This is a genomic window from Rhodococcus sp. IEGM 1302, assembly GCF_030056935.1.
In the GTDB taxonomy this organism is placed as follows: Bacteria; Actinomycetota; Actinomycetes; order Mycobacteriales; family Mycobacteriaceae; genus Rhodococcus_F; species Rhodococcus_F qingshengii.
Map to the genome: position 1 here is coordinate 1 of NZ_JASHKY010000010.1, position 25,476 is coordinate 25,476.

Here is a 25,476-nt window from a genome sequence, read left to right on the forward strand (position 1 = left end):
CCCCGAGAAGAAAAACTGGATTGTGTTCGCCAGGCACTTCGTACAACCTCGTGTCCCTCACCCTCGCAGGTGGGAGTCGGTGTCCGTGTCGCTCTGACTTGGAATAAGTTACGCGAACCTTCAATCAATTCACAAATCGCCTGGTCACCACACCGAATTGGCCGATTAAGGCCAGGTCAGACCGTTGAGCCTTTCCGCCAACTGCGAATAGGCCCGAGTGTGACGCCGAGCACCGAAGCTATTCGGAGCCCACCCGCTCGATCACTCCCCCGAGTCCACGGAGATTCTCGACGAATCGCGGGTACCCACGGTCGATGTGGAAGATGTCGTGAACTTCGGTGGTTCCGTCCGCAACCAACCCCGCAAGCACGAGCCCGGCGCCGGCCCGAATGTCCGAAGACCACACCGGTGCACTCGACAACACCGGAACTCCGCGGATCACCGCATGGTGACCGTCAGTACGAGCGTCGGCGCCGAGTCGGATCATTTCCTCGACAAATCGGAAACGCGATTCGAATACGTTCTCGGTGATCATCGACGTGCCTTCGGCAACCGCAGCCAAACCGATTGCCATCGGCTGCAGGTCGGTCGGGAATCCGGGGTACGGCAATGTTGCGAAATTGACCGCTTTAGGCCGTTCACGCTGAATGACGCGGAAACCGTCAACCTCGGGAGTCACCTCCGCGCCGGCCGTCCGAAGCTTGTCGAGGACCAGTCCGAGATGCTTGTGGTTCACCCCACGAACGCGGACGTCACCCCTGGTCATGGATGCCGCGACACCCCACGTTGCAGCGACGATCCGATCGCCGATGACACGGTGCGTAGTCGGTTCCAACTTGCGGACGCCTTGAATGGTGAGCGTCGAACTTCCGCCGCCAGATACCTTGGCGCCCATCTCGTTGAGCATGTTGCACAGATCCACGATCTCGGGCTCACGTGCAGCGTTGTCGATCACTGTCTCACCACGGGCGAGGACCGCTGCCATCAAGATGTTCTCGGTTGCACCCACAGACGGGAAGACCAGGCGGATGTTCGCTCCATGCAGGTCGTCTGCCTCGGCAACTACACATCCGTGTTCGATCTCGCTGCGCGCACCCAACAGGCGGAGCCCGGATTGGTGCATGTCGAGGGGCCGAGAACCGATGGCGTCACCGCCAGGCAAGGCAACAACAGCGCGTCTACAACGCGCGACCAGCGGACCGAGAACACACACTGACGCTCGGAACTGTTTCACCGCATCGAAGTCAGCGTGATACTTCGGCTCGGCCGGCGTCGTGATCCGCACTTCGGAATCTTCGAGTTCGACTTCGCAGCCCAGACCTCGCAGAACGTCCGCCATCAGCGGTACGTCGAGAATGTCCGGGCAGTTGGTCACGACAGTGGTGCCTTCGGCCAACAGCGCCGCGGCCATCAGCTTCAGCACACTGTTCTTGGCCCCTCCCACCAGTACTTCACCTTCGAGGCGGTTACCCCCGGTCACAAGAAAGTGCTCACTCACGGTTCACAGCCTAGAGCCACAACCTCGTCGGCACCGCGCCGGTACCGTAGCCCTATGTCTGTTCACCTGACGAAGATCTACACCCGGACCGGCGACGACGGGACCACGGGCCTCAGCGATTTTTCCCGCGTGTCCAAGAACGATCCGCGTCTGATCGCCTACGCGGATTGCGACGAGACCAATGCAGCGATCGGTGTGGCCGTTGCCCTCGGCACTCCCCCGGAGAATCTCCTCGCAATGCTGCGCCAGATCCAGAACGACCTTTTCGACGCAGGGGCCGACTTGTCCACCCCCGTGGTCGAGAACCCGAAGTACCCGCCGCTACGAGTGACTCAGTCCTACATCGATCGACTCGAAGGATGGTGCGATGAACTCAATGAGCAACTGGCACCGTTGAATTCGTTCATTCTGCCGGGCGGAACCGCCTTGGGAGCCCTGCTTCACGTAGCAAGAACCGTCTCGCGGCGTGCTGAGCGTGCGGCTTGGTCCGCCATCAATGCGAACCCGGAGGACACGAGCGTGCTCCCCGCGAAATACCTCAACAGATTGTCGGATCTGCTCTTCATCATGGGAAGAGTGGCAAATCCTGAAGGCGATGTGCTCTGGAAGCCCGGCGCCGGGGCTTGAGCGGGACCGGTCAGGCGGTGCGTCGCCTACGGGCGCGCCCGTCCGGCCGAGATTCCACCCAGGACAGGAACGCTGTCAATGCTCCACTGTCCAAAGCGATTTCGTAGGCCGACGAGCCGTCATTGACCTTGACCACGACGATGTCGTCGCTCATGATGTCGAATTCGGTACCCGAGGGAGAACGACGGCTCTCGACCTCGATACCTTGACGATCGATCCTGGAGTCCGGGCCCGGCCGCAGACTCGACAGTTTGAAAAAGACAAAGGTGCTTTCGCCGTAGCGAATGATTCCGTGACGCCACCCGCTGTCCCCCGGAGATGGCAGAACACGAAGCAGTGCAGCGGTACCGCCGCGACGCAGAACCAGCAGACGATACAGAAAAGCCGCGACGAGAACCGCGAGCAGCACAACCAGAATGATCAACACAGTCATTCCGAATGTCACTGTTCGTCGGCTCCCGTCGCGGCTTTACTCGAGTAACTTACGCGCGCTCGACGGCCCGGAGCTGACCCTTGGCGACCGCAATCGCTTCGAGGTCGCCCGAGTTCTCGGCCAAGACAGCCTTGGCTGCCTCGACGTCGATGTCCTGTGCCATGTCCGCGGACTCGGCAAGGATCGTCACCGTCGTCGCAGTGACGGAGAGAAATCCTCCGTGTACCGCAGCAACGATACGCTCGCCGTCGACCGAGGTGATCGACACGGTTCCGCCCTCGATCAGCTGGCCGAGGACCGGCTCATGCCCAGGCATGATTCCGATTTCACCCTCGGTGGTCTGAGCGCTGACCAGCGTCGCCGAACCAGACCACAAGCGCTGCTCGACGGCAACGAGTTCTACGGTCATCTCAGCCATCGTGGACTACTTCCCGGCCATCTTCTTGGCTGCAGCCTCGACGTCGTCGAGTCCACCGCAGCTGTTGAATGCCTGCTCGGGCAGGTGATCGAACTCGCCCTTGCAGACGCGGTCGAAGGCTTCGATCGTGTCGCGGAGCGGCACGACGGAGCCGGGCTCACCGGTGAACTTCTCGGCAACGATGAAGTTCTGGCCGAGGAACTTCTGGATACGACGGGCGCGGCCGACGAGGACCTTGTCCTCTTCCTGAAGCTCGTCCATACCGAGGATGGCGATGATGTCCTGCAGTTCCTTGTACTTCTGCAGAATGCGCTTGACCTCGTTGGCGACGCGGAAGTGCTCGGCACCGACGATGCCGGGCTCCAGGATGCGGGAGGTCGAGCTCAGCGGATCCACAGCGGGGTAGATACCCATCTGCGAAATCGGGCGCGAAAGCTCGGTGGTGGCATCGAGGTGCGCGAAGGTCGTAGCCGGCGCGGGGTCGGTGTAGTCGTCGGCGGGCACGTAAATAGCCTGCAGCGAGGTGATCGAGCGACCGCGAGTCGAGGTGATGCGTTCCTGGAGCTCACCCATCTCGTCCGCCAGCGTGGGCTGGTAGCCCACTGCCGAAGGCATACGGCCGAGGAGGGTGGAAACCTCGGAGCCTGCCTGCGTGAAGCGGAAGATGTTGTCGATGAACAGCAGAACGTCCTGGCCCTGGACGTCGCGGAAGTACTCCGCCATCGTCAGTGCGGACAGGGCGACGCGCATACGCGTTCCGGGCGGCTCGTCCATCTGGCCGAAGACAAGGGCGGTGTCCTGGAGGACGCCCATCTCTTCCATTTCCAGGTGGAGGTCGGTGCCCTCACGGGTACGCTCACCGACGCCTGCGAACACCGAGGTGCCCGAGAACTCGCGAGCGATACGCGTGATCATTTCCTGGATCAGAACGGTCTTGCCGACGCCGGCGCCACCGAACAGGCCGATCTTTCCACCCTTGACGTACGGGGTGAGAAGGTCGATGACCTTGATGCCGGTCTCGAGGATCTCGGTCTTACCTTCGAGCTGATCGAAGGCTGGTGGCTTGCGGTGGATGCCCCACTGCTCGCCGTCGCGGCCGAGGCCGGGGGTGTCGAGGCAATCGCCCAGGGCGTTGAACACGTGGCCCTTGACGACGTCACCGACGGGAACCGAGATCGGCTTGCCCGAGTCGGTCACTGCAGTGCCGCGGACGAGGCCGTCGGTGGGCTGCATGGAGACGGTGCGGACCAGGTTGTCACCGAGGTGCTGTGCAACCTCGAGCGTCAGCGTCTTGGCGACCGAGGGAAGCGTGATCTCGGCGTTCAGGGCGTTGAACAGTTCAGGAACAGCGCCACGCGGGAATTCAACGTCCACGACGGGACCGATGACCCGCACGACGCGGCCGGCTACGGCCGAAGCCGAACCTGCCCCGTTGTTTTCGGTTACTGCTGCGGTCATGTGCTAGTCACTTCCTGCGCTCGAGGCGAGCGCGTTGGCGCCGCCGACGATCTCGCTGATTTCCTGGGTGATCTGGGCCTGGCGAGCCTGGTTGGCCTGACGGCTCAACGTGTTCACCAGTTCGTTTGCGTTGTCCGTCGCGGCCTTCATGGCAGTACGACGGGCTGCCGACTCCGATGCCGCAGCATCGAGAAGCGACGAGAAGATACGAGTGCTGACGTACTTCGGGAGAAGAGCGCCGAGAAGCTTCTCGGGCTCGGGCTCGAAGCTGAAGTCCGCGACGGGGCCATTGTCATGGTCGTCGTCGTGGCCGTTGGTCAGCATGTCGTCACCGAGTTCGATGCGCTCTTCCGACACGAAGACCTCGAGAGGAGCCATACGGCGAACCTCGGGAGTCTGCGTCAGCATCGACACGAAGCGGGTGTAGACGATATGGAGTTCGTCGACGCCCTCGATCGTGCCTTCACCGTTCGGAGCGGCAACCTGGTTACCCGAACCAGCCATGAACAGCTCCACCAGGTGGCGGCTGGCCTTCGCGGCATCCGAGTAACCCGGATCCTGCGAGAAGCCCGTCCACGCAGCACCGATGTCGCGGCCGCGGAACGTGTAGTAGCCGAGCCCCTTGGAACCGAGCACGTACACGACCGGCTCCTTGCCCTCGCTGCGGAGGAGAGCCATGAGCTCTTCTGCCTGCTTGAGGACGTTGGAGTTGTAGCCCCCACACATGCCGCGGTCACTGGTGACAACGAGGACCGCTGCCCGCTTGGGCTCCGGACGCTCGTTGAGCAACGGGTGATCGAGCGAAGCAGACGCACTCGCCAATTCGGTGAGTACCTTCGTGATCTCCTCGGCATACGGCTTGGACGCGGCGACGCGAATCTGAGCCTTGGTGATACGCGAAGTCGCGATCAGTTCCTGTGCCTTGGTGATCTTCTTGGTCGAGTTGACCGACTTGATACGAGACCGCAATTCGAGAATGCTCGCCATCGATCAATCACTCTCCCTTCGGAATTCGCAGTGTCATGGGCGCGTACGTCACTTGCTGACGGTCTTGCGCTTGACGTTGATCTGCTCGTTCGCGACCTCGTCGGCGCCCAAAGCGTCAGCCTCGGCTTCGTTCACGACCCGGCTTCCGTCGGATGCGATGAAGCCTTCCTTGAACTTGTTCGTTGCAGCGATCAGCTCAGCAGCGTTGTCGGCATCGAGTGCCTTACCGCCGTTGATGCTGGAGTAGACGCCTGCAGCCGAGTGCTTGAGGTCTTCGAGCAGTTCCTTCTCGAAGCGACGGACGTCGCCGATCGGAACGCTGTCGAAGATGCCTTCGCCGGCGAGGTAGATCGAGACGATCTGGTCCTCGACGGGGATCGGGCTGTACTGATCCTGCTTGAGCAGCTCGACCAGGCGGGCACCGCGCTCGAGCTGAGCCTTGGAGGCAGCGTCGAGGTCGGATGCGAAGGCGGAGAACGCTTCGAGCTCACGGAACTGAGCCAGTTCCAGACGCAGCGAACCGGAAACCTTCTTCATGCCCTTGGTCTGTGCAGCGCCACCGACGCGGGACACCGAGATACCGACGTTGATCGCGGGGCGAACGCCCTTGTTGAACAGGTCGGACTCGAGGAACACCTGACCGTCGGTGATGGAGATGACGTTGGTCGGGATGTAAGCCGAGACGTCGTTCGCCTTCGTCTCGATGATCGGCAGAGCCGTCAGCGAGCCACCGCCGAGTGCGTCGGACAGCTTCGCCGAACGCTCCAGCAGACGGGAGTGCAAGTAGAAGACGTCGCCGGGGTAAGCCTCGCGTCCCGGCGGGCGACGCAGCAGGAGCGAGATGGCGCGGTACGCCTCTGCCTGCTTGGTCAGGTCGTCGAACACGACCAGAACGTGCTTGCCCTGGTACATCCAGTGCTGGCCGATGGCCGAGCCGGTGTACGGTGCGAGCCACTTGAAGCCTGCGGAATCAGATGCCGGGGCAGCAACGATGGTGGTGTACTCCATCGCGCCCTTCTCCTCGAGGGCAGCCTTGACGCCCGCGATGGTGGAACCCTTCTGACCGATGGCAACGTAGATGCAGCGCACCTGCTTGTTGACATCGCCGGAATCCCAGTTGGCCTTCTGGTTCAGGATGGCGTCGATGCAGACCGCGGTCTTGCCGGTCTTGCGGTCGCCGATGATGAGCTGGCGCTGGCCGCGGCCGATCGGGGTCATGGCGTCGATAGCCTTGATACCGGTCTGGAGCGGCTCTTCGACCGGCTGGCGCTCGAGCACCGAAGCGGCCTGGAGCTCGAGTGCACGGTTCTCGGTGCTCTCGATCTCGCCGAGGCCGTCGATGGGCGCACCCAGCGGGTCGATGACGCGGCCGAGGAAAGCATCGCCGACGGGAACCGACAGAACGTCGCCCGTGCGCTTTACTTCCTGGCCTTCTTGAATGTTCTGGTAATCGCCAAGGATGACGGCACCGATTTCGGTGGCATCCAGGTTGAGCGCGACGCCGACGATTCCACCGGGGAACTCCAACAGCTCGTTGGACATAGCCGAAGGCAGGCCAGAGACGTGCGCAATGCCGTCACTGGTGTCGGTCACTGTGCCGACCTCCTCACGGGAGGCCTCCGGGGAGTAGCTCGCGGTGTAGTTGTCGATCGCGCTACGGATCTCGTCGGAGGAGATCGTCAGCTCCGCCATGTTTTTCCTGCTCTCGGTGTCTGGTCTTCGAAAAGATCTGGAGTATGTGTTCGGCTGAAGGACTACTTGAGGTTCTTCCGCAGTGCTGCGAGTCGACCCGCTGCGCTGCCGTCGATAACCTCGTCGCCCACCCGGACGACCAAGCCGCTGAGGAGTTCTGGATCGACCTCGACGTGCACTGCTACCGGCTTCCCGTAGCTGCGGGTAAGAGTGCTCGCCAAGCGATCCGACTGCTCCGAGCTCAACGCCGAGGCGCTGCGAACGTGAGCAACGGTGGTATCGCGCTGCGCTGCGGCAAGATTCGACAGCTGATCGAAAGTGTCTGCGGGTGCAGACTTCAACCGGCCGACAGCCTGTCCGGCGAGTGCCTCGGTGACCGCGGTGACCTTGCCGTAGAGCAAGCGGGAGAGGAACTCACGCTTGCGGGCTGCGGGAACCGACAGATCCGAGAGCGTCTGCTCCAGGCTGGGATCCCCTGCCACGATGCGACCGAGACGGAAGAGCTCGTCCTCAACGGTGTCCAACTGGCTCTGATCGGCTGCGGCGCGGAGCAGAGCTTCGCGTCCGAGCAGTTCGAGCGAGTTGACCAAGTCGCGGGCCGCAGACCAGTCCTGGCCTGCAGCTGCCTTCACGGTGGCGAGCGCCTCGGCGCCGACCTTTCCGGAGAACAACTGCTCTGCCAAAGCCTGGCGACCAGCGGCCGGTGCCGAAGCGTCAGCCAGCGCGCTGCGAAGAGCGCGCTGGCCGTCGAGTACCTCGACCACCGAGAAGAGCTCGGACCCAGCCTGAGCAGAAGCAGCAGTTGCGGCTCCTGCAGAGACGGCGCCCAGGGCACTGCTCAGCGCAGAACGAGTCTGCGCCAAGGCTTCACGGCTCGCTGCGTACATGTTGCTCACTTCCTGGCTGAATCAGCGCTGACGGTGTCGAGCTCGTTGAGGAAACGATCAACCGTTCCGGCGCGCTTCACGTCGTCGGCGAGGGACTCCCCGATGACCTTCTCGGCCAGGTCTACAGCGGTCTTGCCGAGATCCGAGCGGAGCTCAGCGACGATCTGCTGACGCTGGGCGACGAGCTGGCTGTGGCCTGCGGCCACGATGCGGTCGCTCTCGTCCTGCGCCTGAACCTTCATGTCAGCGATGATCTGCTGACCCTGGGTACGCGCTTCCTCACGGATCTGCGCTGCCTCGGTACGAGCTTCGGCGAGCTGCGCGCGGTACTGCTCGAGCGCTGCTGCTGCCTCTGCCTGTGCTGCTTCGGCCTTTTGTATACCGCCCTCGATCTGCTCGGTGCGTTCGGCCAAGACCTTCTGGAACTTCGGAAGAACGAGCTTCCAGAAGACGAAACCGACTACTACGAGCGCGACCGCGGACCACACGATGTCGTATGTCTCGGGGATGAGGGGGTTGTGTTCAGTCGTCCCCTCCGCCGCGAGAATTGCGATGGTGGCTGCCATGTCGGTCTTAGAAGATGAAGCCGGCGACGAGGCCGATCAGCGCGAGGGCCTCGGTGAATGCAATACCGAGGAACATCGTGGTGCGAACCTGTCCGGCCATCTCGGGCTGGCGGACCATGCCTTCGATTGCCTTGCCAACAACGATACCCACGCCGATGCCGGGGCCGATCGCTGCGAGGCCGTAGCCGATGGCTCCGAAGCCCTTGGAGCGAGAGACAGTCTCGGCAGTTTCCTGTGCCAGGTATGCGAGGCTCATGGTGTTCCGTTCCCTTTCTGTTGACCTCCGCCGGATTCGGCAAGAGGCTCAGTTCTTGGTGTAGCTGGTGATGAGGTAAAAGGTCAGTGCTCGTCGGCGTGAAGCGCCAATTCGATGTACACCGCGGTCAGCAACGCGAACACGTACGCCTGCAGGAAGATGACCAGCAGCTCGAAGAACGTGAATGCGATACCGGCAATGATCGACGGAACACCGAAGATCGCCTGGAATCCGCCGGACACGAAGAAGAAGTAGTTCGTCGCGCTGAAGAACAGCACCAGCAGGATGTGGCCGGCCAACATGTTGGCCATGAGACGAACCATCAGCGTGAACGGACGCAGGATGAAGGTCGAGATGAACTCGATGGGCACCAACAGGAAGTGCAGGGGCAGCGGGACGCCGGGAACGACGATGCTGCTCTTGACGTACTTGAAGAAGCCGTACTTCTTGATTCCCACGTAGTTGAACACGATGTAGGCGAGCGCTGCGAGTACCAGCGGCATACCGATTCGCGCGTTCGGCGAGATGTTCAGGAAAGGAATGACGCTGGCCAGGTTGCTGGCGACCACGAGGAAGAAGATCGTCGTGATGACCGGCAGGAAGCGCTTGCCCTGTTCCTTGCCCAGGATCTCCTCGGCGATGTTGATCCGAACGAAGTCGAGCGCAAGCTCAGCGGCGTTCTGAAGTCCGCGGGGAACCAATCGAGGGCTGCGCATCGCGATCACGAAGAACGCTGCGACCAGCACCGACATCAGCAGACGAATCAGCATCAGACGGTCGAGCTCGAAGGGGCCCGCGTGGATCAACACGGAGGGCGGGAAAAAATCGTCTAGTGACGGCGCATGGAATTCATCCGCGGCCAGGGTGGTGACGCTCAGCGTTCTCTCCCGTAGTCGGTCCGCAGCCATCATTGACTGCGGTTCGATCGGACATTGACGATCTACAAGTCGACAAGTTCGACTCGCGCATTCGTCAGCAGCTGGAGAACCCTAGAGGGGCCTGGCGTCTGTCGGTGTCGGCGACTCTCGTCGACTCAGTGGTCAGAATTTCGACCACCTGCGAGCACATGGCATCGTCGGCTGAGTGTTACTCGGCCCACCATTGCTCTCGCTTGAACCGAACCTTATCAAGTCATCTACGACATTGTGTAGATGGGGTACCTGGAAGTCCGATTAGTTACCTCTTGTAGTACTACTCGTCGTCGTCGACGTTGCTGCTGGGAGTGGGATCGACGTACGGAGTTTTGGTTCCCAGGACGCCGTAAGTCTCCGCACCGAGCACCACGACCAGCGACATGATGATGACCAGGACGAGGGCGGTCTTGTTGTAGAAATCCATGTCCGAGAGGACAAAGAGAACCACCATGGCGAGAATCATCTTCAGCAGCCAGGTACCGAGCAGAACGGCACCGGCCGTGAGCGCAGGCAGCTTCGCTGTGAGCAGCACGCCCAACGCCGTGAACAGGATGAACCCGCCGCCGACGGCTGCGCCGATCAGAGCGCCGTAGACGCCTTCCTTACCGGCGAAGAGCCCGCCCAGGAGCGCGCCGACCACGGCCAGCGCGATCAGCCCCATCACACCCCACTTCACGGCCGACTTCATGGCGGCGGTCGAATCAGGGATGGGTTGCGAGGCAGGTACAGGCTGCGGCGTGTTCGTCACGATGCCCAAGGGTAATGGATCGGAAAACTTGGCTAGCGACGCTGCTGCTTGCGATCGATCAGCGAAGGCACCGCAGTGAAGAACAACGCAAGAACCAAACCGGCCGCGACGAGTACAACAACCAGCTGACGATTGAGCAGCGAGGATCCGACGGCACCGAACGCCAGGACGCTGACCCACAGGTAGATGACCAGCACAACTCGTCGGTGCGTGTGTCCGATCTGCAAGAGGCGATGATGCAGGTGCATCTTGTCCGGACTGAACGGACTGACGCCCGCTTTCGTCCGGCGGATCACGGCCAGGAGCATGTCCAGCATCGGGATGAACATCACAGCCCCGACCAGCAACAACGGCGCGAGGAGGCCGACGAGGTCGCGGGTTCCGTAAGCAGCGAGCGGAATACGACCGGATGCACTGGTGGAGATCGCGGCCAGCATGAGACCGATCAACATCGACCCGGAATCGCCCATGAAAATGCGCGCTGGATTGAAGTTGTGTGGAAGAAAACCGAGACAAGCGCCTGCCAAGGCCGCCGCGATCATCGCCGGCGGGTAGACACTCGCGTCGCCGCCCTGATCGTGGAGAAGACCGATCGAGAAGATGAGGATGGCGAGCGCCGCGATCAGCCCCAACCCGGCGGCCAATCCGTCGAGACCGTCGACAAAATTCATGGCGTTGATGGTCGCGACGGCAACAGCAACGGTGAACAGTCCGGATTGAATCTGATCGAGGATGATGGTGGACCCACCGTCACCGCCGAACGGGTTGTAGATGATGAACCAGCTGACGCCCATCACCACGAGAACGCCGGCAGCAGTCACCTGACCGACAAATTTGGTGAGGGCGTCGAGGCCCCACCTGTCGTCGATCACACCCACGAGGACGATGACGGCGCCAGCTACGAGCGCAGCGTGTACGTCAGGACTGCCGAAGCCGAAACCTCTTGTGAGCGCGGGTAATTGCTGCGCGAACAGCAGACCGACAGCCATGCCGACATACATTCCGACGCCACCGAGGCGCGGAATCGGCTCGACGTGAACGTCCCGATCACGAGGAATCGCGACAGCGCCGAACCTCAGCGCCAACAACCGGACTGCGCCAGTCGCCAGGTAGGTCACCACCGCCGCCGTACACAGCACGAGCAAAAGTTCACGGATGGGAACACCCGCTCCCCCGCCACCCTGTGCCAGATACGTGGTCGCCTCGTAGGAAGTGATCACTGCTCGAGATCACCCGTCTGGCGGGCATAGGCAGGCTTTGCCCGGACCAGTTCGCGAACGCCGTCGGCAACTGCTGCCAACTCGGCCTCTCCTGACGTGGTGGCGGGGTCCGCGACAACTGCGCGCGCGATCAACTCCCCCACCACGCTCATGTCGGAGCGGTTGAAACCCTGGGTCGTCACGGCCGCGGACCCGACGCGGATTCCGGACGTGACGGCGGGCGACTGCGGATCGAACGGAATCGCGTTCTTGTTGAGCGTGATCGAAGCCAGTCCGCACCTACGCTCGGCGTCGACGCCGGTGACACCGCTTGCGCGCAGGTCGAGAAGCGCCAGATGTGTGTCGGTTCCACCGGACACGGTGCGCAGACCGCGAGCTTCCAACGACAGCGCGAGCGCCGATGCGTTGGCAACCACTTCCTGTGCATACCAACGATATTCCGGCGTCGACGCCTCTTTGAACGCAACCGCTTTCCCGGCGATCGCATGCATCATCGGGCCGCCTTGAATGAAGGGGAACACCGCGCGATCTACAGCCGAGGCATGCTCGCTGCGGCACAGGATCATTCCGCCGCGCGGGCCTCTGAGGACTTTGTGCGTCGTCGCGGAGACGACGTCGGCGTACGGAACGCACGAAGGTATCGCCCGGCCTGCCACGAGTCCGATGAAGTGGGCGGCGTCGACCCACAGGATCGCACCGACCTCGTCTGCGATCGAGCGGAAGGCTGCGAAGTCGATGGTGCGGGAGTACGCGGTCGCGCCGGCGACGATGATTTTCGGCTTGTGCGCCAGAGCCAGGGTGCGAACCTCGTCGTAGTCGATCAATTCGGTGGCCGAATCGACGTGATAGGGAACGGTGGTGAACCACTGCCCAGAAAAGCTGACGCGAGACCCGTGAGTCAGATGCCCACCGTGCGGCAGACTCATCGCCAATACGGTGTCGCCGGGCTTGGCGAATGCGGCGTACACCGCGAGATTCGCAGTGGCCCCCGAATGCGGTTGGACGTTGACGTGCTCGGCGCCGAACAGCGCCTTTGCCCGATCGATCGCCAGATTCTCGGCTACGTCGACGTACTCGCACCCGCCGTAGTAACGCCGACCCGGATAGCCCTCGGCGTACTTGTTGCTCAGGGTCGAACCCAAGGCAGCCAGTACGGCAGGGCTGGTGAAGTTCTCGCTCGCGATGAGTTGAAGTCCGTCGCGCTGACGCTCGAGTTCGGCCAGCGCAACAGCCGCGATCTCGGGGTCTGCCGTGGCAAGCTCACCGAAATCCGGTCCCCAATACGTGGATTCCCCCGCGCGCTCGCCGCCGGCGCCGACCATCGTTACGAAACTCCCTCTACGAGACTTTCCGGACTGGTGCCCAATACCTCGGCGATGGATTCTGCCGAGACGGCACCCACTCGCAAGATACGCGGTGAATTGCCGGTCAGGTCGACGATCGTGGAAGCAACGGCGTGTTCGGCCTTGCCCCCGTCGAGATACACGCTGGCAGATCCGCCGAGCTGATCTCGGGCTTCCTCGACGGTAGTTGCCGGCGGACGCCCCGAAATGTTGGCGCTCGAGACGGCAAGCGGTCCGACATCGCGCAACAGTTCGAGGGCAACCGGATGCAAGGGCATGCGGAGCATGACGGTTCCGCGGGTATCACCGAGGTCCCAGGCAAGTGAAGGCGCCTGCTCGACGACCAGGCTCAGTCCGCCGGGCCAGAATGCGCGGATCAGATCCCGTGCCTGCGGGCGCACGCTGTAGACGAGCCCGTCGATGGTGTTCCACGATCCGACCAGAACCGGGACGGGCATGTCTCGCCCGCGTCCCTTGGCGCGCAAAAGACTCGTGACAGCTTCGCTGTCGAACGCGTCGGCGGCGAGTCCGTAAAGGGTGTCGGTAGGGAGAACTACGAGTCGGCCGGCCTTGAGCGCGTTCTTCGCGGCGGCCAAGCCTGCGGTTCGGGAATCTGTCTGACTGCAGTCGTACACGGTGCTCACTCAGCCATCCTTTCACTCTGCGCTTCGGGCGTTCGATTCCGCTGTGCTTCGACGTCGGTGGCGACACGTCTGGCGACGACGAATCGCGGACGACCGGCAAGATCTGGATGCTGCGCGACCTCGCCGAATACCCGGCGCGCCGAGAACAGCGCAGCGACGCCGTCCCCGTTGGTGTCGTCGTGCTCGATGCCTGCCGCGCCGCCGATTCGAAGCCACCGTGCGATGTTGCTGATCATGGGTTTGATGACGGACAGACCGTCGGTACCGCCGAACAGTGCGGTGTGTGGGTCGTAATCCATGACCTCAGGCTGCAATTGCGCGCCTTCGGGGATGTACGGCGGATTGGACACGACCAGATCGACGCCGCCCTCGAGCCCTGGCAACAGGTTCCGATCGGTGACATCACCCTGATGCAGATGGATCGGTGTATCACCGGCGGCCTCGCGGTCGGCAGCATTACGACGCGCCCACGCCAGGGCGGCGGGCTCCTTCTCCACGGCGTGAACGACGGCGTCCGGACGGGCCTCGGCGATGGACAGCGCGAGTACACCCGATCCCGTACACAGGTCCAGAACTACCGGCGGCTTGCTTCCGCAACCTTCGAGGAACGAGAGTGCCCAACCCATGAGCAGTTCGGTTTCCGGCCGCGGAATGAAGACACCCGGCCCGACAGCGACGTCGATGTTGCCCATCGACGCGACTCCGATGATGTGCTGCAACGGAATCCGCTTCACCCGTTGGGCAACCAACTCGTCGAACGCCGCGATGACCTCGGGATCGACCAACGGAATCAGTCCGAGACGCGTGCGTTCGACCCCGAGCAGGTGGGATGCCAACAACTCGGCGTCGGTGCGTGGGCTGGGCACACCTGCGGCGTCGAGCTGTTTTGCAGCTTCGATCAGCGCCAAACGAAGTGGAAGTCGACTCACGGGTACAGCCTGCCACGCTCGACCGACACGCGGTTCACCGAGTTCCCGGCGGGATGGAGGTCAGTCATGGTCTGCATCTACTCGGCCGCGAGACGCGCCTCTCGGTCCGCCTTGCCCAATGCATCGAGAAGTGCGTCGAGCTCACCGTCGAGCACCGCGTCGAGGTTGTGCGACTTGAATCCGATGCGGTGATCGGTGATGCGGTTCTCGGGGAAGTTGTAGGTGCGGATGCGCTCCGAACGGTCCACCGTCCGAACCTGACTCTGGCGACCTGCCGACGCTTCAGCGTCCGCGGCTTCCTCGGCGACTACCTGCAAACGGGCTGCAAGGACCTGCATGGCGCGCGCCTTGTTCTGGAGCTGCGAACGCTCGTTCTGGCAGGTGACGACGATGCCGGTCGGAAGGTGCGTGATTCGGACAGCAGAGTCGGTCGTGTTGACGCCCTGACCGCCCTTGCCGGACGAACGGTAGACGTCGATACGCAGGTCACTTTCGTCGATCTGGACCTGCTCGACCTCTTCGGGCTCCGGGTAGACCAGAACGCCGGCAGCCGAAGTGTGAACGCGTCCCTGGGATTCGGTGACGGGCACTCGCTGGACGCGGTGAACGCCGCCCTCGAACTTCAGCCGCGCCCACACTCCGTCCGGGGTGTCCGACTTGCTCTTGATCGACAGCGTGGCTTCCTTGTATCCGCCGAGATCGGAGACCGTCGCGTCGAGAATCTCGACGCGCCAGCCATGCCGTTCCGCGTAGCGGACGTACATGCGGGCCAGGTCCGAGGCGAAGAGCGCGGATTCTTCGCCGCCCTCACCGGACTTCACTTCGAGGACGATGTCGTCGCCGTCATGCGGGTCACGCGGCGCCAACTGATCGGTAAGCGTCTGCTCGAGCTGCGCGACCTCGGCTTCGAGATCGGGGATCTCGGCGGCGAAGCTGGAATCGTCGGCGGCTAGTTCGCGCGCGGCTTCCAGATCGTCCTGCGCAGCGGTGAGCTTGTTGTACGTCGACATGATCGGCGAGAGCTCGGAGAACCTCTTACCGACGCGCCTGGCAGCGGCAGGGTCGTTGTGCAGCGCCGGATCGGACATCTGTGCTTCGAGACCGGCGTGCTCCGCCAAGATGTCGTCGATGGCCGAGGGCTGGGTTGCGCCTGCCATGGTTCGCTCCGCTCTGAGTTTCGATTCCTACGGTGCGCGCTTGAAGGTATTTCGACGCCGGGACCCGGGAAACGCGCAAACCGAGTGCAGGCACAAAAAAGCCGACGCCCGATCTGCGCATGGCAGATCGGGCGTCGGCGGAACAGCTAGGACTCGGTGGCCGGGACCTTGCTGTCTGCGCGCTTACCGTAGCGAGCCTCGAAGCGAGCGACGCGTCCACCGGTGTCGAGAATCTTCTGCTTGCCCGTGTAGAACGGGTGGCACTGCGAGCAAACCTCGACGTTGATGCGTCCGGACTCCTTGGTGCTGTGGGTCTCGAACGTGTTACCGCAACCGCAGACGACGGTGGTCGCTACGTAGGTTGGGTGGATTCCTGCCTTCATGGTGTCCCTTTCAATGGTCGCCGGGTCGACGTCGCCAATCGACATCGTGAACCGGAACCGGACTCGGCCGTTCAGTATGCCAGATGCGGTACCTCACCAGATAATCCGCGTCTCGCACGCCTCGGGGTGGCTGTACGAAGTTGTCAACGCACTGCCCCTCGGTTTTGTTCCGCCCACGCAAAAGGCCCACAACCAGCTGGTTGTGGGCCTTTGACGTCGAGTCGATCAGTCGTCGATCGCACCCGGTGCGGTCTTGGAGACCTGCATCAGGAACTCGAGGTTGTTCTTGCTCTTCTTCAGTCGATCGATCAGCAGATCGATGGCCTGATGCGAGTCCAGACCGGACAGGACGCGGCGGAGCTTGTGCAGCACCGCAGCTTCGTCCGGGCTCAGGAGCAACTCGTCCTTACGCGTGCTGGACGGGTTGACGTCCACGGCCGGGAACACGCGGCGTTCGGCGATCTTGCGATCGAGCTTGAGCTCGGCGTTGCCGGTGCCCTTGAACTCTTCGAAGATCACGGTGTCGCCGGTGGATCCGGTCTCGACCATTGCGGTAGCGATGATGGTGAGCGATCCACCGTTCTCGATGTTGCGGGCAGCACCGAGGAAACGCTTCGGCGGGTAGAGCGCCGTCGAGTCGACACCACCGGAGAGGATGCGTCCCGACGCCGGCGAGGAGTTGTTGTACGCACGACCCAGACGCGTGATGGAGTCGAGCAGTACGACGACGTCCTTACCCATCTCGACCAGGCGCTTCGCACGCTCGATTGCCAGCTCGGCAACTGCGGTGTGATCTCCCGGCGGGCGGTCGAAGGTGGAGGAAATGACCTCACCCTTCACGCTGCGCTGCATGTCGGTCACTTCCTCGGGACGCTCGTCCACGAGGATGACCATCAGGTAGCACTCAGGATTGTTGGTGGCGACGGCATTCGCGATCGCCTGCAACACGCTGGTCTTACCGGCCTTGGGCGGGCTGACGATGAGGGCACGCTGGCCCTTACCGATGGGCATCACCAGGTCGATGACACGCGTCGTGAGAATGTGCTGCTCGGTCTCGAGGCGCAGACGCTGGTTCGGGTACAGCGGCGTGAGCTTGTTGAACTCGGGGCGCTTCTTCGCGGCCTCGACATCGCCGCCGTTGACCGTGTCGATGCGAACCAGCGGGTTGAACTTCTGGCGCTGGCTGCCCTGCTCACCGTCACGCGAGACGCGGACGGCACCGGTGATGGCGTCGCCACGGCGAAGGCCGTTCTTGCGGATCAGGTTCATGGAGACGTAGACGTCGTTGGGACCGGCGAGGTACCCAGACGTACGCACGAAGGCGTAATTGTCGAGGACGTCGAGGATGCCGGCGACCGGCTGAAGGACGTCGTCCTCACGAATCTCGGTCTCGCGTGAATCGTTGGGTGCGCCACCCTCACCGCGATCGCGACCACGGCCACGGCGCTCGCGGAAACGGCGTCCGCGGCGTCCGCGTCCGCCCTCTTCGTCGTCGTCCGGTCCGTTGTTGCGGTTGTCCGTACGCGGACCGGCGTTGTTCTGGCCGGCGTTGTTCTGATTGCCGCGATCCTGACGGTCCTGGCGATCCTGGCGATCCTGGTTGCCCCGGTTGCCCTGGTTCTCGCGCTGGCCCTGGTTGTCCCGCTGGCCCTGGTTGTCCCGGTTTCGCTCGCGGCGGGGACGCTCGTTGCCCTGCTCGGCGGGAGCCTGATCAGCGTCGGACTTGCCCTCGGTGCGCGCAGGACGCTCGGCCGGAGCCTCGGCCTTGGCGGTCTCGGCGACCTTCGAAGAATCGGCGGCCTTCGCGGTGTCCGCGTCGGACTTCGCCGAAGGCGCTTCCTGCTCGATGCTCAGTTCGCCCTGGTCGGGTGAACCTGCACGACGAGCGGCGCCACGACGCTGACGTCCGCGACGGGGTGCGCTCTGATCGGAATCCTCGGCGGATTCCGTACGCGCAGGCGCGGCCTCGGCAGGAGCCGACTCGGCTGCCGGAGCTGTTTCGGCTGCGGGGGTTTCGGTGCGTGCGGCGCGAGTGCTCTTGGCACGAGTGCGCGCAACGGGTGCGTCGTCGAGAGTGAGTTCACTCTGTGCGGGTGCAGCCTTCGCGCTGCCGCCCTGGCGCTCCTTGATGGCTGCGATCAGGTCACCCTTGCGCATGCCGGAAGTGCCTTTGATGCCCAGTTCACCCGCAAGAGTGCGGAGTTCGGTGAGCACCATGCCGGAGAGTCCGGCACCACGGCGCGTTTCGGCACGCTTCGTGGAGGTCGCCACCGCACCGTTCGATGCTGAAGATGACGCCTGAGAATTGTCGCCTGATTCCGACCCGGCGGGTGCAGAAGTGGCGATGAGGTCCGTATCGGTCACGGAGGTCCTTTCCTTCCCTCACTCGCACTGCGCAAAGTCGAGGGTTCGTCCCGCAGTTCGATTGAATACCGAACTCGGTGGTGCCGTACGTGGTTGCTGTCCAGAACTGCCGGCTTGTCCGCCGTCACATGATTGTCGGAAACTCTCGCCTCAAACTTTTCATGCGCTCGCAAACCTGCCCAACGCGCCTTCGTCGACGATTCACTCCCCCGTGTGTTGAACCCCAGAGTGATGGAACCTCTGAGTGTTCGATCCGCGGAGGATTCAAACCTTCGGAGAAGGTACAAGCGTGAGGATCATGCCTGCGAGAATCATGCCAAGGACTGTGGACCCCGATTGGGAAGGAGTTTTGCCCCCTGGTGATGCACCGGCGACTGACGCGCACGATGTACGGACATAGCCCAGGATAGCGCCCAAACCTGAGTCCGGCAAGAATTTGGATGACTGGGTGTGTCAGTTCACTACCGATCGGTAGTGGGCGATCACCAGGACCAAGGCAGGGATCAGACCGTCGTCGTGGATACTTCGACGCCGTCGGCGATGTCCAATTCGAGCACACGTAGTCCGTCTGCCCGCGCCGCTTCCGCGAGTTCGACGGGGAAAGGTTCTGTGCTGAGCGCCAACACGGTGGGGCCGGCTCCCGAAACGGTCGCAGCAATACCCGCCTCGCGCAGGATCCCGATCCATCGCGTCGTGAGCGGAAGCGCGGGTGCGCGCTGTGCCTGATGCAGGCGATCCTCGGTGGCCGCCATCAACAGATCGGGCCGAGCAGTGAGCGCAACGACGGCGAGCGCGCTGCGGCTCGCGTTGAACGAGGCATCCTGGTGCGGAACCAATTCGGGCAGGAGCCCGCGAGTGTGTGCGGTGGACGACCGCTCCTCGGGAACCAGTGCCACAGCACGGATGTCGGGATGGACGTCGAGTTTGGCCGCGGAGTAGATCGGCTCGTCGCCTTCGACGGCCGGTGGGCAACTCCACGAGACGACTGCGCCACCGAGAACACTGGCAGACGCGTTGTCCGGGTGACCTTCGAACTCGGACGAGAGTTGAACCAACTGCTCTTCCGTCAAGCCGATCTCGGCATCGAGAGCGCGCGCCAGACCGTTGGCTGCTGCCAATCCACCGACAGCCGCGGAAGCCGAGGATCCCAACCCGCGCGAATGCGGAATCGCGTTGCGGCACAACACGTCCAGGCCACTGGCCCACACTCCGGCCGCCTCGAGACCACGCTCGATGGCGCGGACCACGAGATGCGAAGGACCCCAGGGCACGTCGGCAGCGCCTTCACCTTCGACGCGAATCTGAAGGCCTGAATCCGTTGTGGTGACCACGATTTCGTCGTACAACCCCAACGCCAGACCGAGGGTGTCGAACCCCGGCCCCAAGTTCGCACTCGAGGCCGGGACGCGAGCAGTCACCGAAAGGCCGATAGGCAGGGTTATAGTCATGTCAGACACCGGATTCCGCGGAGTGGTCGATGAATCCACGGACACTATGCAAGCTCGAGGGCAGCCGCGACGGCAACGGGATCGACACCGATCGGCTCGACGTTCGGCATACCCTTCAAAGCCGTGTCAGGATCCTTGAGACCGTTACCGGTCACCGTGCACACGACGGTCAGGCCCGGCTCGAGCCAGCCCTCTGCACGTGCGGCGAGCAGGCCGGCGACACTGGCTGCCGACGCCGGTTCGACGAAGACGCCCTCGGTGGCGGCGATCAGACGGTAAGCCTCGAGGATCTTCTCGTCGGTGGCGGCACGGAATGCACCGTTCGACTCTTCCTTCGCGGCGACAGCGCCGTTCCAGGACGCGGGAGAACCGATTCGGATTGCGGTGGCGATGGTTTCGGGATCCTTGACGGGTGCACCGTTGACCAGCGGAGCCGCTCCGGCTGCCTGGACACCGAGCATGCGGGGCTTGACCGTGGTCAGACCGTCCGCGTAGTACTCGGAGTATCCGCGCCAGTACGCGGTGATGTTACCGGCGTTTCCGACCGGGAGTGCGTGCACGTCGGGAGCCTTGCCGAGCACGTCCATGATCTCGAATGCCGCGGTCTTCTGGCCTTCGATGCGCACCGGGTTGACCGAGTTGACGAGGCCGATGGTGGGGAACTCGGCCGTGGTCTTGCGTGCCAGCTCGAGGCAGTCGTCGAAGTTGCCCTGGACCTGAATGATCTTGGCACCGTGCATGACTGCCTGCGCAAGCTTGCCCATGGCGATCTTGCCCTGCGGGATGAGCACGGCGCAGGTCATGCCTGCCTTGGCTGCATACGCAGCGGCCGAGGCGGAGGTGTTGCCGGTGGACGCGCACAGAACTGCACGCTGGCCACGGGCCAAGGCGTCGGTGACGGCCATCGTCATGCCGCGGTCCTTGAAGGAACCGGTGGGGTTGAGACCCTCGACCTTGAGGTAGACGTCGCAGCCGGTGATCTCGGAGAGGTGGCCGGCCGGCAGGAGCGGGGTGCCGCCTTCGCGCAGGGTGACGGTCTTCCAGTTGTCACCGATCGCGAGACGGTCCCGGTATGCCTCGATGAGACCCGGCCATGCCTTGTGGACGGGGTTGACGATGCCGGTCATTGTTCAGTGCCTTCCAGTCGCAGCACGCTGGTCACAGCGGTGACGAATTCGAGTTCGTTGAGAGCCGCCACGGTCTCGGAGAGAGCCGCGTCGGTTGCTACATGAGTGACGACCACCAGACGCGCGCCGGCGCCGGCGCCCTCCTGGCGGACGACGGAGATGCTCACGCCGTGCTTGGCGAACTCGGCGGCGACTGCGGACAGCACACCTTCCTTGTCCGCGACCTCCATGTTCACGTAGTAGCGCGTGAGGATGTCGCCCATCGGGGCGACCTTCAGCTTGGCGTACTTGGACTCGCGGGGGCCGCGGCCGCCGTGAACCTTGTTGCGCGCAGCCATCACCAGGTCACCCATCACCGCGGAAGCGGTGGGGGCGCCGCCTGCGCCCTGGCCGTAGAACATGAGCCGGCCGGCGTTCTCTGCTTCCACGACAACGGCGTTGAACGCGCCGTTGACCGAGGCCAGCGGATGGCTGAGCGGAACCAGCGCCGGGTACACGCGAGCGGAAATCCGCTCCTTGCCCTTGGGCGTGACGATGCGCTCGCAGATCGAGAGCAACTTGATCGTGCACTCGAGTGCCTTCGCCGACGCCAGGTCGGCGGAGGTGATCGTGGAGATTCCTTCGCGGTACACGTCCGCGGCAGTGACGCGGGTGTGGAACGCGATCGACGCGAGGATCGCTGCCTTCGCCGCGGCGTCGTAGCCTTCGACGTCCGCGGTCGGGTCGGCTTCCGCGTATCCGAGGCGTCCGGCTTCGGCCAAGGTCTCTTCGTAGTCGGCGCCGGTCTCGTCCATCGCCGAAAGGATGAAATTGGTGGTGCCGTTCACGATTCCGGCGACCTTGTTGACACGGTCTCCGGCCAACGACTGTGTGAGCGGGCGGATCACGGGGATCGCGCCGGCAACAGCGGCCTCGAAGTACAGGTCGACAGAGTTGGCCTCTGCAGCCTCCGCCAATTCACCGGTGTGGTCCGCGAGCAGCGCCTTGTTGGCGGTTACGACCGACTTACCGGAGTTGAGGGAAGAGAGAATCAGCTTGCGAGGGAGCTCGATTCCGCCGATCACCTCGACCACGATGTCGACGTCGTCACGACCGACCAGGGACTCGGCGTCCGTCGTCTGCAGTTCCTCGGGAATTCCGCGGTCCGAGCCGATACGGCGGACGGCAACCCCCCGCAGTTCCAACGGGGCGCCGACGCGAGCTTCGAGTTCCTCGGCCTGCTCACGAATGATCCGGACGACCTCGCTCCCGACGTTGCCGAGGCCGAGAACGGCCACACCGATAGCGCGATGCGCCGATTCGCTCGTCACTGCGATACCTCCAAGCTGAGCAGATCTTCCACTGTTTCCCTCCGCAGAATCACGCGTGAGACTCCGTCACGCACCGCCACCACGGCTGGGCGGGTGAGCAGGTTGTACCTGCTCGACATCGAATAGCAGTATGCACCGGTCGCTGCTACCGCTAGTAAATCACCGGGCCCGACGTCCTCGGGCATCCAGGTGTCCCGAATGACCACGTCACCGGACTCGCAGTGCTTACCGACGATACGTGCAACGACGGGATCAGCCTCGGAAGTTCGCGAAACCAACTTGGCTTCGTACTCCGCACCGTAGAGGGACGTGCGGATGTTGTCGCTCATCCCGCCGTCGACGCTGATGTAGCGGCGTGTCAGCGAGCTACCCACCGTGACGTCCTTGATGGTGCCGACCTCGTAGAGCGTCACCGTGCCAGGTCCGGCGATGGCGCGGCCGGGTTCGACGGCAAGCGTCGGCTCCGGCAATCCGGCCAGTGCTGACTCGTTGCGCACGATGTGGCCGAGCTTTGCTGCCAGTTCGTCGACGGGCGGCGGGTCGTCGGAGGGGATGTACGAGATCCCCATGCCGCCGCCGAGGTCGATGATCGAAATCTGCTTGGTCTTCTCGACTCCGAACTCGGTGACGACGTCGCGGAGCAAACCGATCACGCGGTGCGCTGCCACCTCGAAACCGTCGACGTCGAAGATCTGCGAACCGATGTGGCTGTGCAGGCCGACCAGTCGCAGGTTTTCGGCGGCGAAGACGCGACGGACCGCGTCGATCGCCGCTCCCCCGGCCAGCGAGAAACCGAACTTCTGGTCCTCGTGTGCGGTGGAGATGAATTCATGGGTATGCGCTTCGACGCCGACGGTCAGTCGGATCAACACGTCCTGAACGACACCGGCCTCACCGGCGACACGATCGAGTCGGTCGATCTCGATCGACGAGTCGAGCACGACGTGTCCGACGCCCGCGGCGACACCAGCGGCCAGTTCGGCGACTGACTTGTTGTTGCCGTGCATGGCAATTCGCTCGGCCGGGAAGTCCGCGTGCAACGCGATCGCCAGTTCGCCGCCGGAGCAGACGTCGAGCGAGAGGCCTTCGTCGGCGACCCAGCGTGCGATCTCGCCACAGAGGAATGCCTTGGATGCGTAGTGCACCTTGGCATCCGGGCCGAAGGCGCGGGCCATGTCACGGCAGCGCGAGCGGAAGTCGTCCTCGTCGATGACGAACAACGGAGTGCCGTACTTCTCGGCAAGTTCACCGACCTTGACACCCGCGAGGGTCACTTCACCGTCGTCGCCACGAGAAGCGTTGCGCGGCCACACCTGCGGTGAGAGTTCGCCGAAGGCTTCGGGGCTGGTCGGACGGTCGGGCAAGCCGGGGGCCTGCAACTGCTCGGCGTGCTTGGGGCCGGCGGGGTGCGCGTTCACATTTGCTCCGGTGCGGTGACGCCGAGCAGTTCGAGACCGTTGGCCAGGACCTGTCGGGTGGCGGCGCAGAGAGCCAGACGCGCGCGGTGCACGTCGGTGGCGTCTTCGTCGCCTTGCGGAAGGATGCGGCACGCGCCGTAGAAGCGGTGGTACGCACCCGCGAGTTCTTCGAGGTAGCGGGCAATACGGTGCGGCTCACGCAGATTCGCAGCGCTCGACACGACGCGTGGGTACTCGCCGATCGTGCGGATGAGGTCACCCTCCTGCTCGACGGTGAGCAGGGCGAGGTTGCTCGCGTCGGCGGACAGACCGAGGTCTGCGGCGTTGCGAGCGATCGCCGAGAGGCGTGCGTGCGCGTACTGCACGTAGTAGACGGGGTTCTCGCTGCTGGTCTTGGTCCACAGGTCGAGGTCGATGTCGATGCTCGAGTCGACCGACGAGCGGATCATGACGTAACGCGAGGCGTCGACGCCGATTGCCTCGACCAGGTCGTCGAGGGTGATGACGGTGCCTGCACGCTTGCTCATCTTGACGGCAGTGCCGTCCTTGACGAGGTTGACCATCTGGCCGATCAGCACCTCGACGGTGTCCGGATCGTCGCCGAATGCGGCAGCGGCAGCCTTGAGACGGCCGATATAACCGTGATGGTCGGCGCCGAGCATGTAGATACAGAGGTCGAACCCACGTGCGCGCTTGTTCTGGAAGTAGGCGATGTCACCGGCGATGTAGGCGGCGTTGCCATCGCTCTTGATGACGACGCGGTCCTTGTCGTCGCCGTAGTCGGTGCTCTTGAGCCACCACGCACCGTCTTCGTGGAAGAGGTTGCCCGAACCCTTGAGGGATTCGACGGCCTTCTCGACCGCACCGGATTCGAAGAGCGAGTTCTCGTGGAAGTAGACGTCGAAGTCGACGCCGAAGTCGTGCAGGGTCTGCTTGATGTGCGTGAACATCAATTCGACGCCGATGGCGCGGAAGGTTTCCTGCTGCTCGTCGGCAGGCAGATCCATGACGTCGGGACGCTGCTTCAGAACCGAGGCGGCGATGTCGGCGATGTATGCACCGGCGTAACCGTCTTCGGGAGCAGGTTCACCCTTCGCTGCAGCGATCAGCGAACGCGAGAAGCGGTCGATCTGGGCACCGTGATCGTTGAAGTAGTACTCACGTGTTACCAAACCACCCTGCGCGGACAGAATGCGTCCGAGCGCGTCTCCGACTGCGGCCCAACGGGTTCCACCGAGGTGAATCGGTCCGGTGGGGTTGGCGGAGACGAATTCGAGGTTGATCTTCTTGCCGGCGAGGGAGTCACCCGAGCCGTACGACGCACCGGCTTCGAGAACCGACACGACGATCGCGCCCTGGGCGTCCTTGTCCAACCGAATGTTGAGGAAGCCGGGCCCGGCGATCTCGGCGGATTCGATTCCGTCGGCAGCGGTGAGGGCTTCGGCGATCCAGCCCGCCAGCTCGCGGGGATTCGTGCCGACCTTCTTGGCTACCTGCATGGCAATGTTGGTGGCGTAATCGCCGTGCTCGGGGTTGCGTGGTCGCTCGACGGTGAGGGTTTCGGGTAGCACGGATACGTCGAGGCCACGATCGGCAAGGACGCTCGCTGCGGTTCCGCGGAGCAGTTCGGCAAGGTCAGCTGGAGTCAC

The 25,476-nt window shown here is 63.4% G+C and carries 24 protein-coding genes; 1 reads left to right on the plus strand and 23 read right to left on the minus strand.

Translation table 11 applies throughout. The features are described from left to right. Positions 1-238 precede the first annotated feature (238 nt). Positions 239-1,498, minus strand: a complete 1,260-nt coding sequence (gene murA, locus QM609_RS16035) for a UDP-N-acetylglucosamine 1-carboxyvinyltransferase (protein ID WP_003941314.1) — start codon at positions 1,496-1,498, stop codon at positions 239-241. Positions 1,499-1,552: 54 nt separating this feature from the next. Here murA and QM609_RS16040 point away from each other — a divergent pair, with 54 nt between their 5' ends. After that, entirely contained in the window at positions 1,553-2,125 is a 573-nt protein-coding gene (locus QM609_RS16040; protein ID WP_030537338.1) for a cob(I)yrinic acid a,c-diamide adenosyltransferase, read from the plus strand. A gap of 10 nt (positions 2,126-2,135) precedes the next feature. Here QM609_RS16040 and QM609_RS16045 read toward each other — a convergent pair whose 3' ends face one another. The 22 genes from QM609_RS16045 to argS form a co-directional block, all read right to left on the minus strand. Beyond that, complete coding sequence (locus QM609_RS16045) at positions 2,136-2,558, minus strand: DUF2550 domain-containing protein (RefSeq protein WP_029255703.1); 423 nt, start codon at positions 2,556-2,558, stop codon at positions 2,136-2,138. Between the two features lie 49 nt (positions 2,559-2,607). After that, positions 2,608-2,976 carry a F0F1 ATP synthase subunit epsilon gene (locus tag QM609_RS16050; protein ID WP_003941287.1) on the minus strand — a complete coding sequence of 123 codons (369 nt, stop codon included), beginning with the start codon at positions 2,974-2,976 and terminating at the stop codon, positions 2,608-2,610. A gap of 6 nt (positions 2,977-2,982) precedes the next feature. Further along, positions 2,983-4,434 carry a F0F1 ATP synthase subunit beta gene (atpD, locus tag QM609_RS16055; protein WP_003941349.1) on the minus strand — a complete coding sequence of 484 codons (1,452 nt, stop codon included), beginning with the start codon at positions 4,432-4,434 and terminating at the stop codon, positions 2,983-2,985. Positions 4,435-4,437: 3 nt separating this feature from the next. Further along, a complete protein-coding gene (locus QM609_RS16060) occupies positions 4,438-5,421 on the minus strand; it encodes a F0F1 ATP synthase subunit gamma (protein WP_003941320.1) in 984 nt (327 codons plus the stop codon). 48 nt (positions 5,422-5,469) lie between these two features. After that, positions 5,470-7,113, minus strand: a complete 1,644-nt coding sequence (gene atpA / locus QM609_RS16065; RefSeq protein WP_007726218.1) for a F0F1 ATP synthase subunit alpha — start codon at positions 7,111-7,113, stop codon at positions 5,470-5,472. Between the two features lie 62 nt (positions 7,114-7,175). After that, positions 7,176-8,000: a F0F1 ATP synthase subunit delta gene (locus tag QM609_RS16070; RefSeq protein ID WP_283337312.1), complete on the minus strand. Its 825-nt coding sequence runs from the start codon at positions 7,998-8,000 to the stop codon at positions 7,176-7,178. A gap of 5 nt (positions 8,001-8,005) precedes the next feature. After that, the gene (locus tag QM609_RS16075) at positions 8,006-8,566 is read right to left on the minus strand and encodes a F0F1 ATP synthase subunit B (protein ID WP_042923197.1); all 561 of its coding nucleotides are present in this window, start codon (positions 8,564-8,566) and stop codon (positions 8,006-8,008) included. Positions 8,567-8,573: 7 nt separating this feature from the next. After that, a complete protein-coding gene (locus QM609_RS16080; protein WP_042923194.1) occupies positions 8,574-8,822 on the minus strand; it encodes an ATP synthase F0 subunit C in 249 nt (82 codons plus the stop codon). 83 nt (positions 8,823-8,905) lie between these two features. Then, positions 8,906-9,733, minus strand: coding sequence for a F0F1 ATP synthase subunit A (gene atpB / locus QM609_RS16085; protein ID WP_050655259.1), 828 nt, complete (start codon positions 9,731-9,733; stop codon positions 8,906-8,908). A gap of 280 nt (positions 9,734-10,013) precedes the next feature. Beyond that, entirely contained in the window at positions 10,014-10,484 is a 471-nt protein-coding gene (locus tag QM609_RS16090; protein ID WP_019749175.1) for a Cg1360 family ATP-synthase-associated protein, read from the minus strand. Between the two features lie 32 nt (positions 10,485-10,516). Then, complete coding sequence (locus QM609_RS16095; RefSeq protein ID WP_030537335.1) at positions 10,517-11,704, minus strand: glycosyltransferase family 4 protein; 1,188 nt, start codon at positions 11,702-11,704, stop codon at positions 10,517-10,519. Then, a complete protein-coding gene (gene glyA / locus QM609_RS16100; protein WP_042923189.1) occupies positions 11,701-13,026 on the minus strand; it encodes a serine hydroxymethyltransferase in 1,326 nt (441 codons plus the stop codon). Before glyA ends, QM609_RS16095 begins: the two co-directional genes overlap by 4 nt. Before the next feature lie 2 nt (positions 13,027-13,028). Continuing rightward, positions 13,029-13,691 carry an L-threonylcarbamoyladenylate synthase gene (locus QM609_RS16105; RefSeq protein ID WP_003941345.1) on the minus strand — a complete coding sequence of 221 codons (663 nt, stop codon included), beginning with the start codon at positions 13,689-13,691 and terminating at the stop codon, positions 13,029-13,031. Continuing rightward, positions 13,688-14,620 (minus strand): peptide chain release factor N(5)-glutamine methyltransferase, encoded by a 933-nt coding sequence (prmC, locus tag QM609_RS16110; RefSeq protein ID WP_030537333.1) that lies wholly within the window; start codon positions 14,618-14,620, stop codon positions 13,688-13,690. The genes QM609_RS16105 and prmC overlap by 4 nt, the downstream gene beginning before the upstream one ends. Positions 14,621-14,697: 77 nt before the next feature. Beyond that, on the minus strand, positions 14,698-15,777 hold the full coding sequence (prfA, locus tag QM609_RS16115; protein ID WP_003941341.1) for a peptide chain release factor 1: 1,080 nt from the start codon (positions 15,775-15,777) through the stop codon (positions 14,698-14,700). Between the two features lie 146 nt (positions 15,778-15,923). After that, positions 15,924-16,160, minus strand: a complete 237-nt coding sequence (gene rpmE, locus QM609_RS16120; RefSeq protein ID WP_003941310.1) for a 50S ribosomal protein L31 — start codon at positions 16,158-16,160, stop codon at positions 15,924-15,926. Between the two features lie 225 nt (positions 16,161-16,385). Next, positions 16,386-18,524, minus strand: a complete 2,139-nt coding sequence (gene rho, locus QM609_RS16125; protein WP_042923185.1) for a transcription termination factor Rho — start codon at positions 18,522-18,524, stop codon at positions 16,386-16,388. 503 nt (positions 18,525-19,027) lie between these two features. Then, positions 19,028-19,972 (minus strand): homoserine kinase, encoded by a 945-nt coding sequence (thrB, locus tag QM609_RS16130; protein ID WP_007726194.1) that lies wholly within the window; start codon positions 19,970-19,972, stop codon positions 19,028-19,030. 44 nt (positions 19,973-20,016) lie between these two features. Then, entirely contained in the window at positions 20,017-21,099 is a 1,083-nt protein-coding gene (gene thrC, locus QM609_RS16135) for a threonine synthase (protein ID WP_003941280.1), read from the minus strand. Further along, entirely contained in the window at positions 21,096-22,409 is a 1,314-nt protein-coding gene (locus QM609_RS16140; RefSeq protein ID WP_030537332.1) for a homoserine dehydrogenase, read from the minus strand. Before QM609_RS16140 ends, thrC begins: the two co-directional genes overlap by 4 nt. After that, the gene (lysA, locus tag QM609_RS16145; protein ID WP_030537331.1) at positions 22,406-23,827 is read right to left on the minus strand and encodes a diaminopimelate decarboxylase; all 1,422 of its coding nucleotides are present in this window, start codon (positions 23,825-23,827) and stop codon (positions 22,406-22,408) included. Before lysA ends, QM609_RS16140 begins: the two co-directional genes overlap by 4 nt. Continuing rightward, the gene (gene argS, locus QM609_RS16150; RefSeq protein WP_003941360.1) at positions 23,824-25,476 is read right to left on the minus strand and encodes an arginine--tRNA ligase; all 1,653 of its coding nucleotides are present in this window, start codon (positions 25,474-25,476) and stop codon (positions 23,824-23,826) included. Before argS ends, lysA begins: the two co-directional genes overlap by 4 nt.

What these genes read in the sequence shown, in the direction of transcription:
- QM609_RS16040 (WP_030537338.1), top strand. Translation starts at nt 1,553, where the DNA reads ATGTCTGTTCACCTGACGAAGATCTACACCCGGACCGGCGACGACGGG.
- QM609_RS16080 (WP_042923194.1), bottom strand. Translation starts at nt 8,822, where the DNA reads ATGAGCCTCGCATACCTGGCACAGGAAACTGCCGAGACTGTCTCTCGC.
- rpmE (WP_003941310.1), bottom strand. Translation starts at nt 16,160, where the DNA reads ATGAAGGCAGGAATCCACCCAACCTACGTAGCGACCACCGTCGTCTGC.
- atpB (WP_050655259.1), bottom strand. Translation starts at nt 9,733, where the DNA reads ATGATGGCTGCGGACCGACTACGGGAGAGAACGCTGAGCGTCACCACC.
- QM609_RS16050 (WP_003941287.1), bottom strand. Translation starts at nt 2,976, where the DNA reads ATGGCTGAGATGACCGTAGAACTCGTTGCCGTCGAGCAGCGCTTGTGG.
- QM609_RS16045 (WP_029255703.1), bottom strand. Translation starts at nt 2,558, where the DNA reads ATGACTGTGTTGATCATTCTGGTTGTGCTGCTCGCGGTTCTCGTCGCG.
- QM609_RS16075 (WP_042923197.1), bottom strand. Translation starts at nt 8,566, where the DNA reads ATGGCAGCCACCATCGCAATTCTCGCGGCGGAGGGGACGACTGAACAC.
- atpA (WP_007726218.1), bottom strand. Translation starts at nt 7,113, where the DNA reads ATGGCGGAGCTGACGATCTCCTCCGACGAGATCCGTAGCGCGATCGAC.
- thrC (WP_003941280.1), bottom strand. Translation starts at nt 21,099, where the DNA reads ATGACCGGCATCGTCAACCCCGTCCACAAGGCATGGCCGGGTCTCATC.
- QM609_RS16060 (WP_003941320.1), bottom strand. Translation starts at nt 5,421, where the DNA reads ATGGCGAGCATTCTCGAATTGCGGTCTCGTATCAAGTCGGTCAACTCG.
- QM609_RS16070 (WP_283337312.1), bottom strand. Translation starts at nt 8,000, where the DNA reads ATGTACGCAGCGAGCCGTGAAGCCTTGGCGCAGACTCGTTCTGCGCTG.
- prfA (WP_003941341.1), bottom strand. Translation starts at nt 15,777, where the DNA reads ATGGCAGGCGCAACCCAGCCCTCGGCCATCGACGACATCTTGGCGGAG.
- atpD (WP_003941349.1), bottom strand. Translation starts at nt 4,434, where the DNA reads ATGACCGCAGCAGTAACCGAAAACAACGGGGCAGGTTCGGCTTCGGCC.
- glyA (WP_042923189.1), bottom strand. Translation starts at nt 13,026, where the DNA reads ATGGTCGGCGCCGGCGGCGAGCGCGCGGGGGAATCCACGTATTGGGGA.
- thrB (WP_007726194.1), bottom strand. Translation starts at nt 19,972, where the DNA reads ATGACTATAACCCTGCCTATCGGCCTTTCGGTGACTGCTCGCGTCCCG.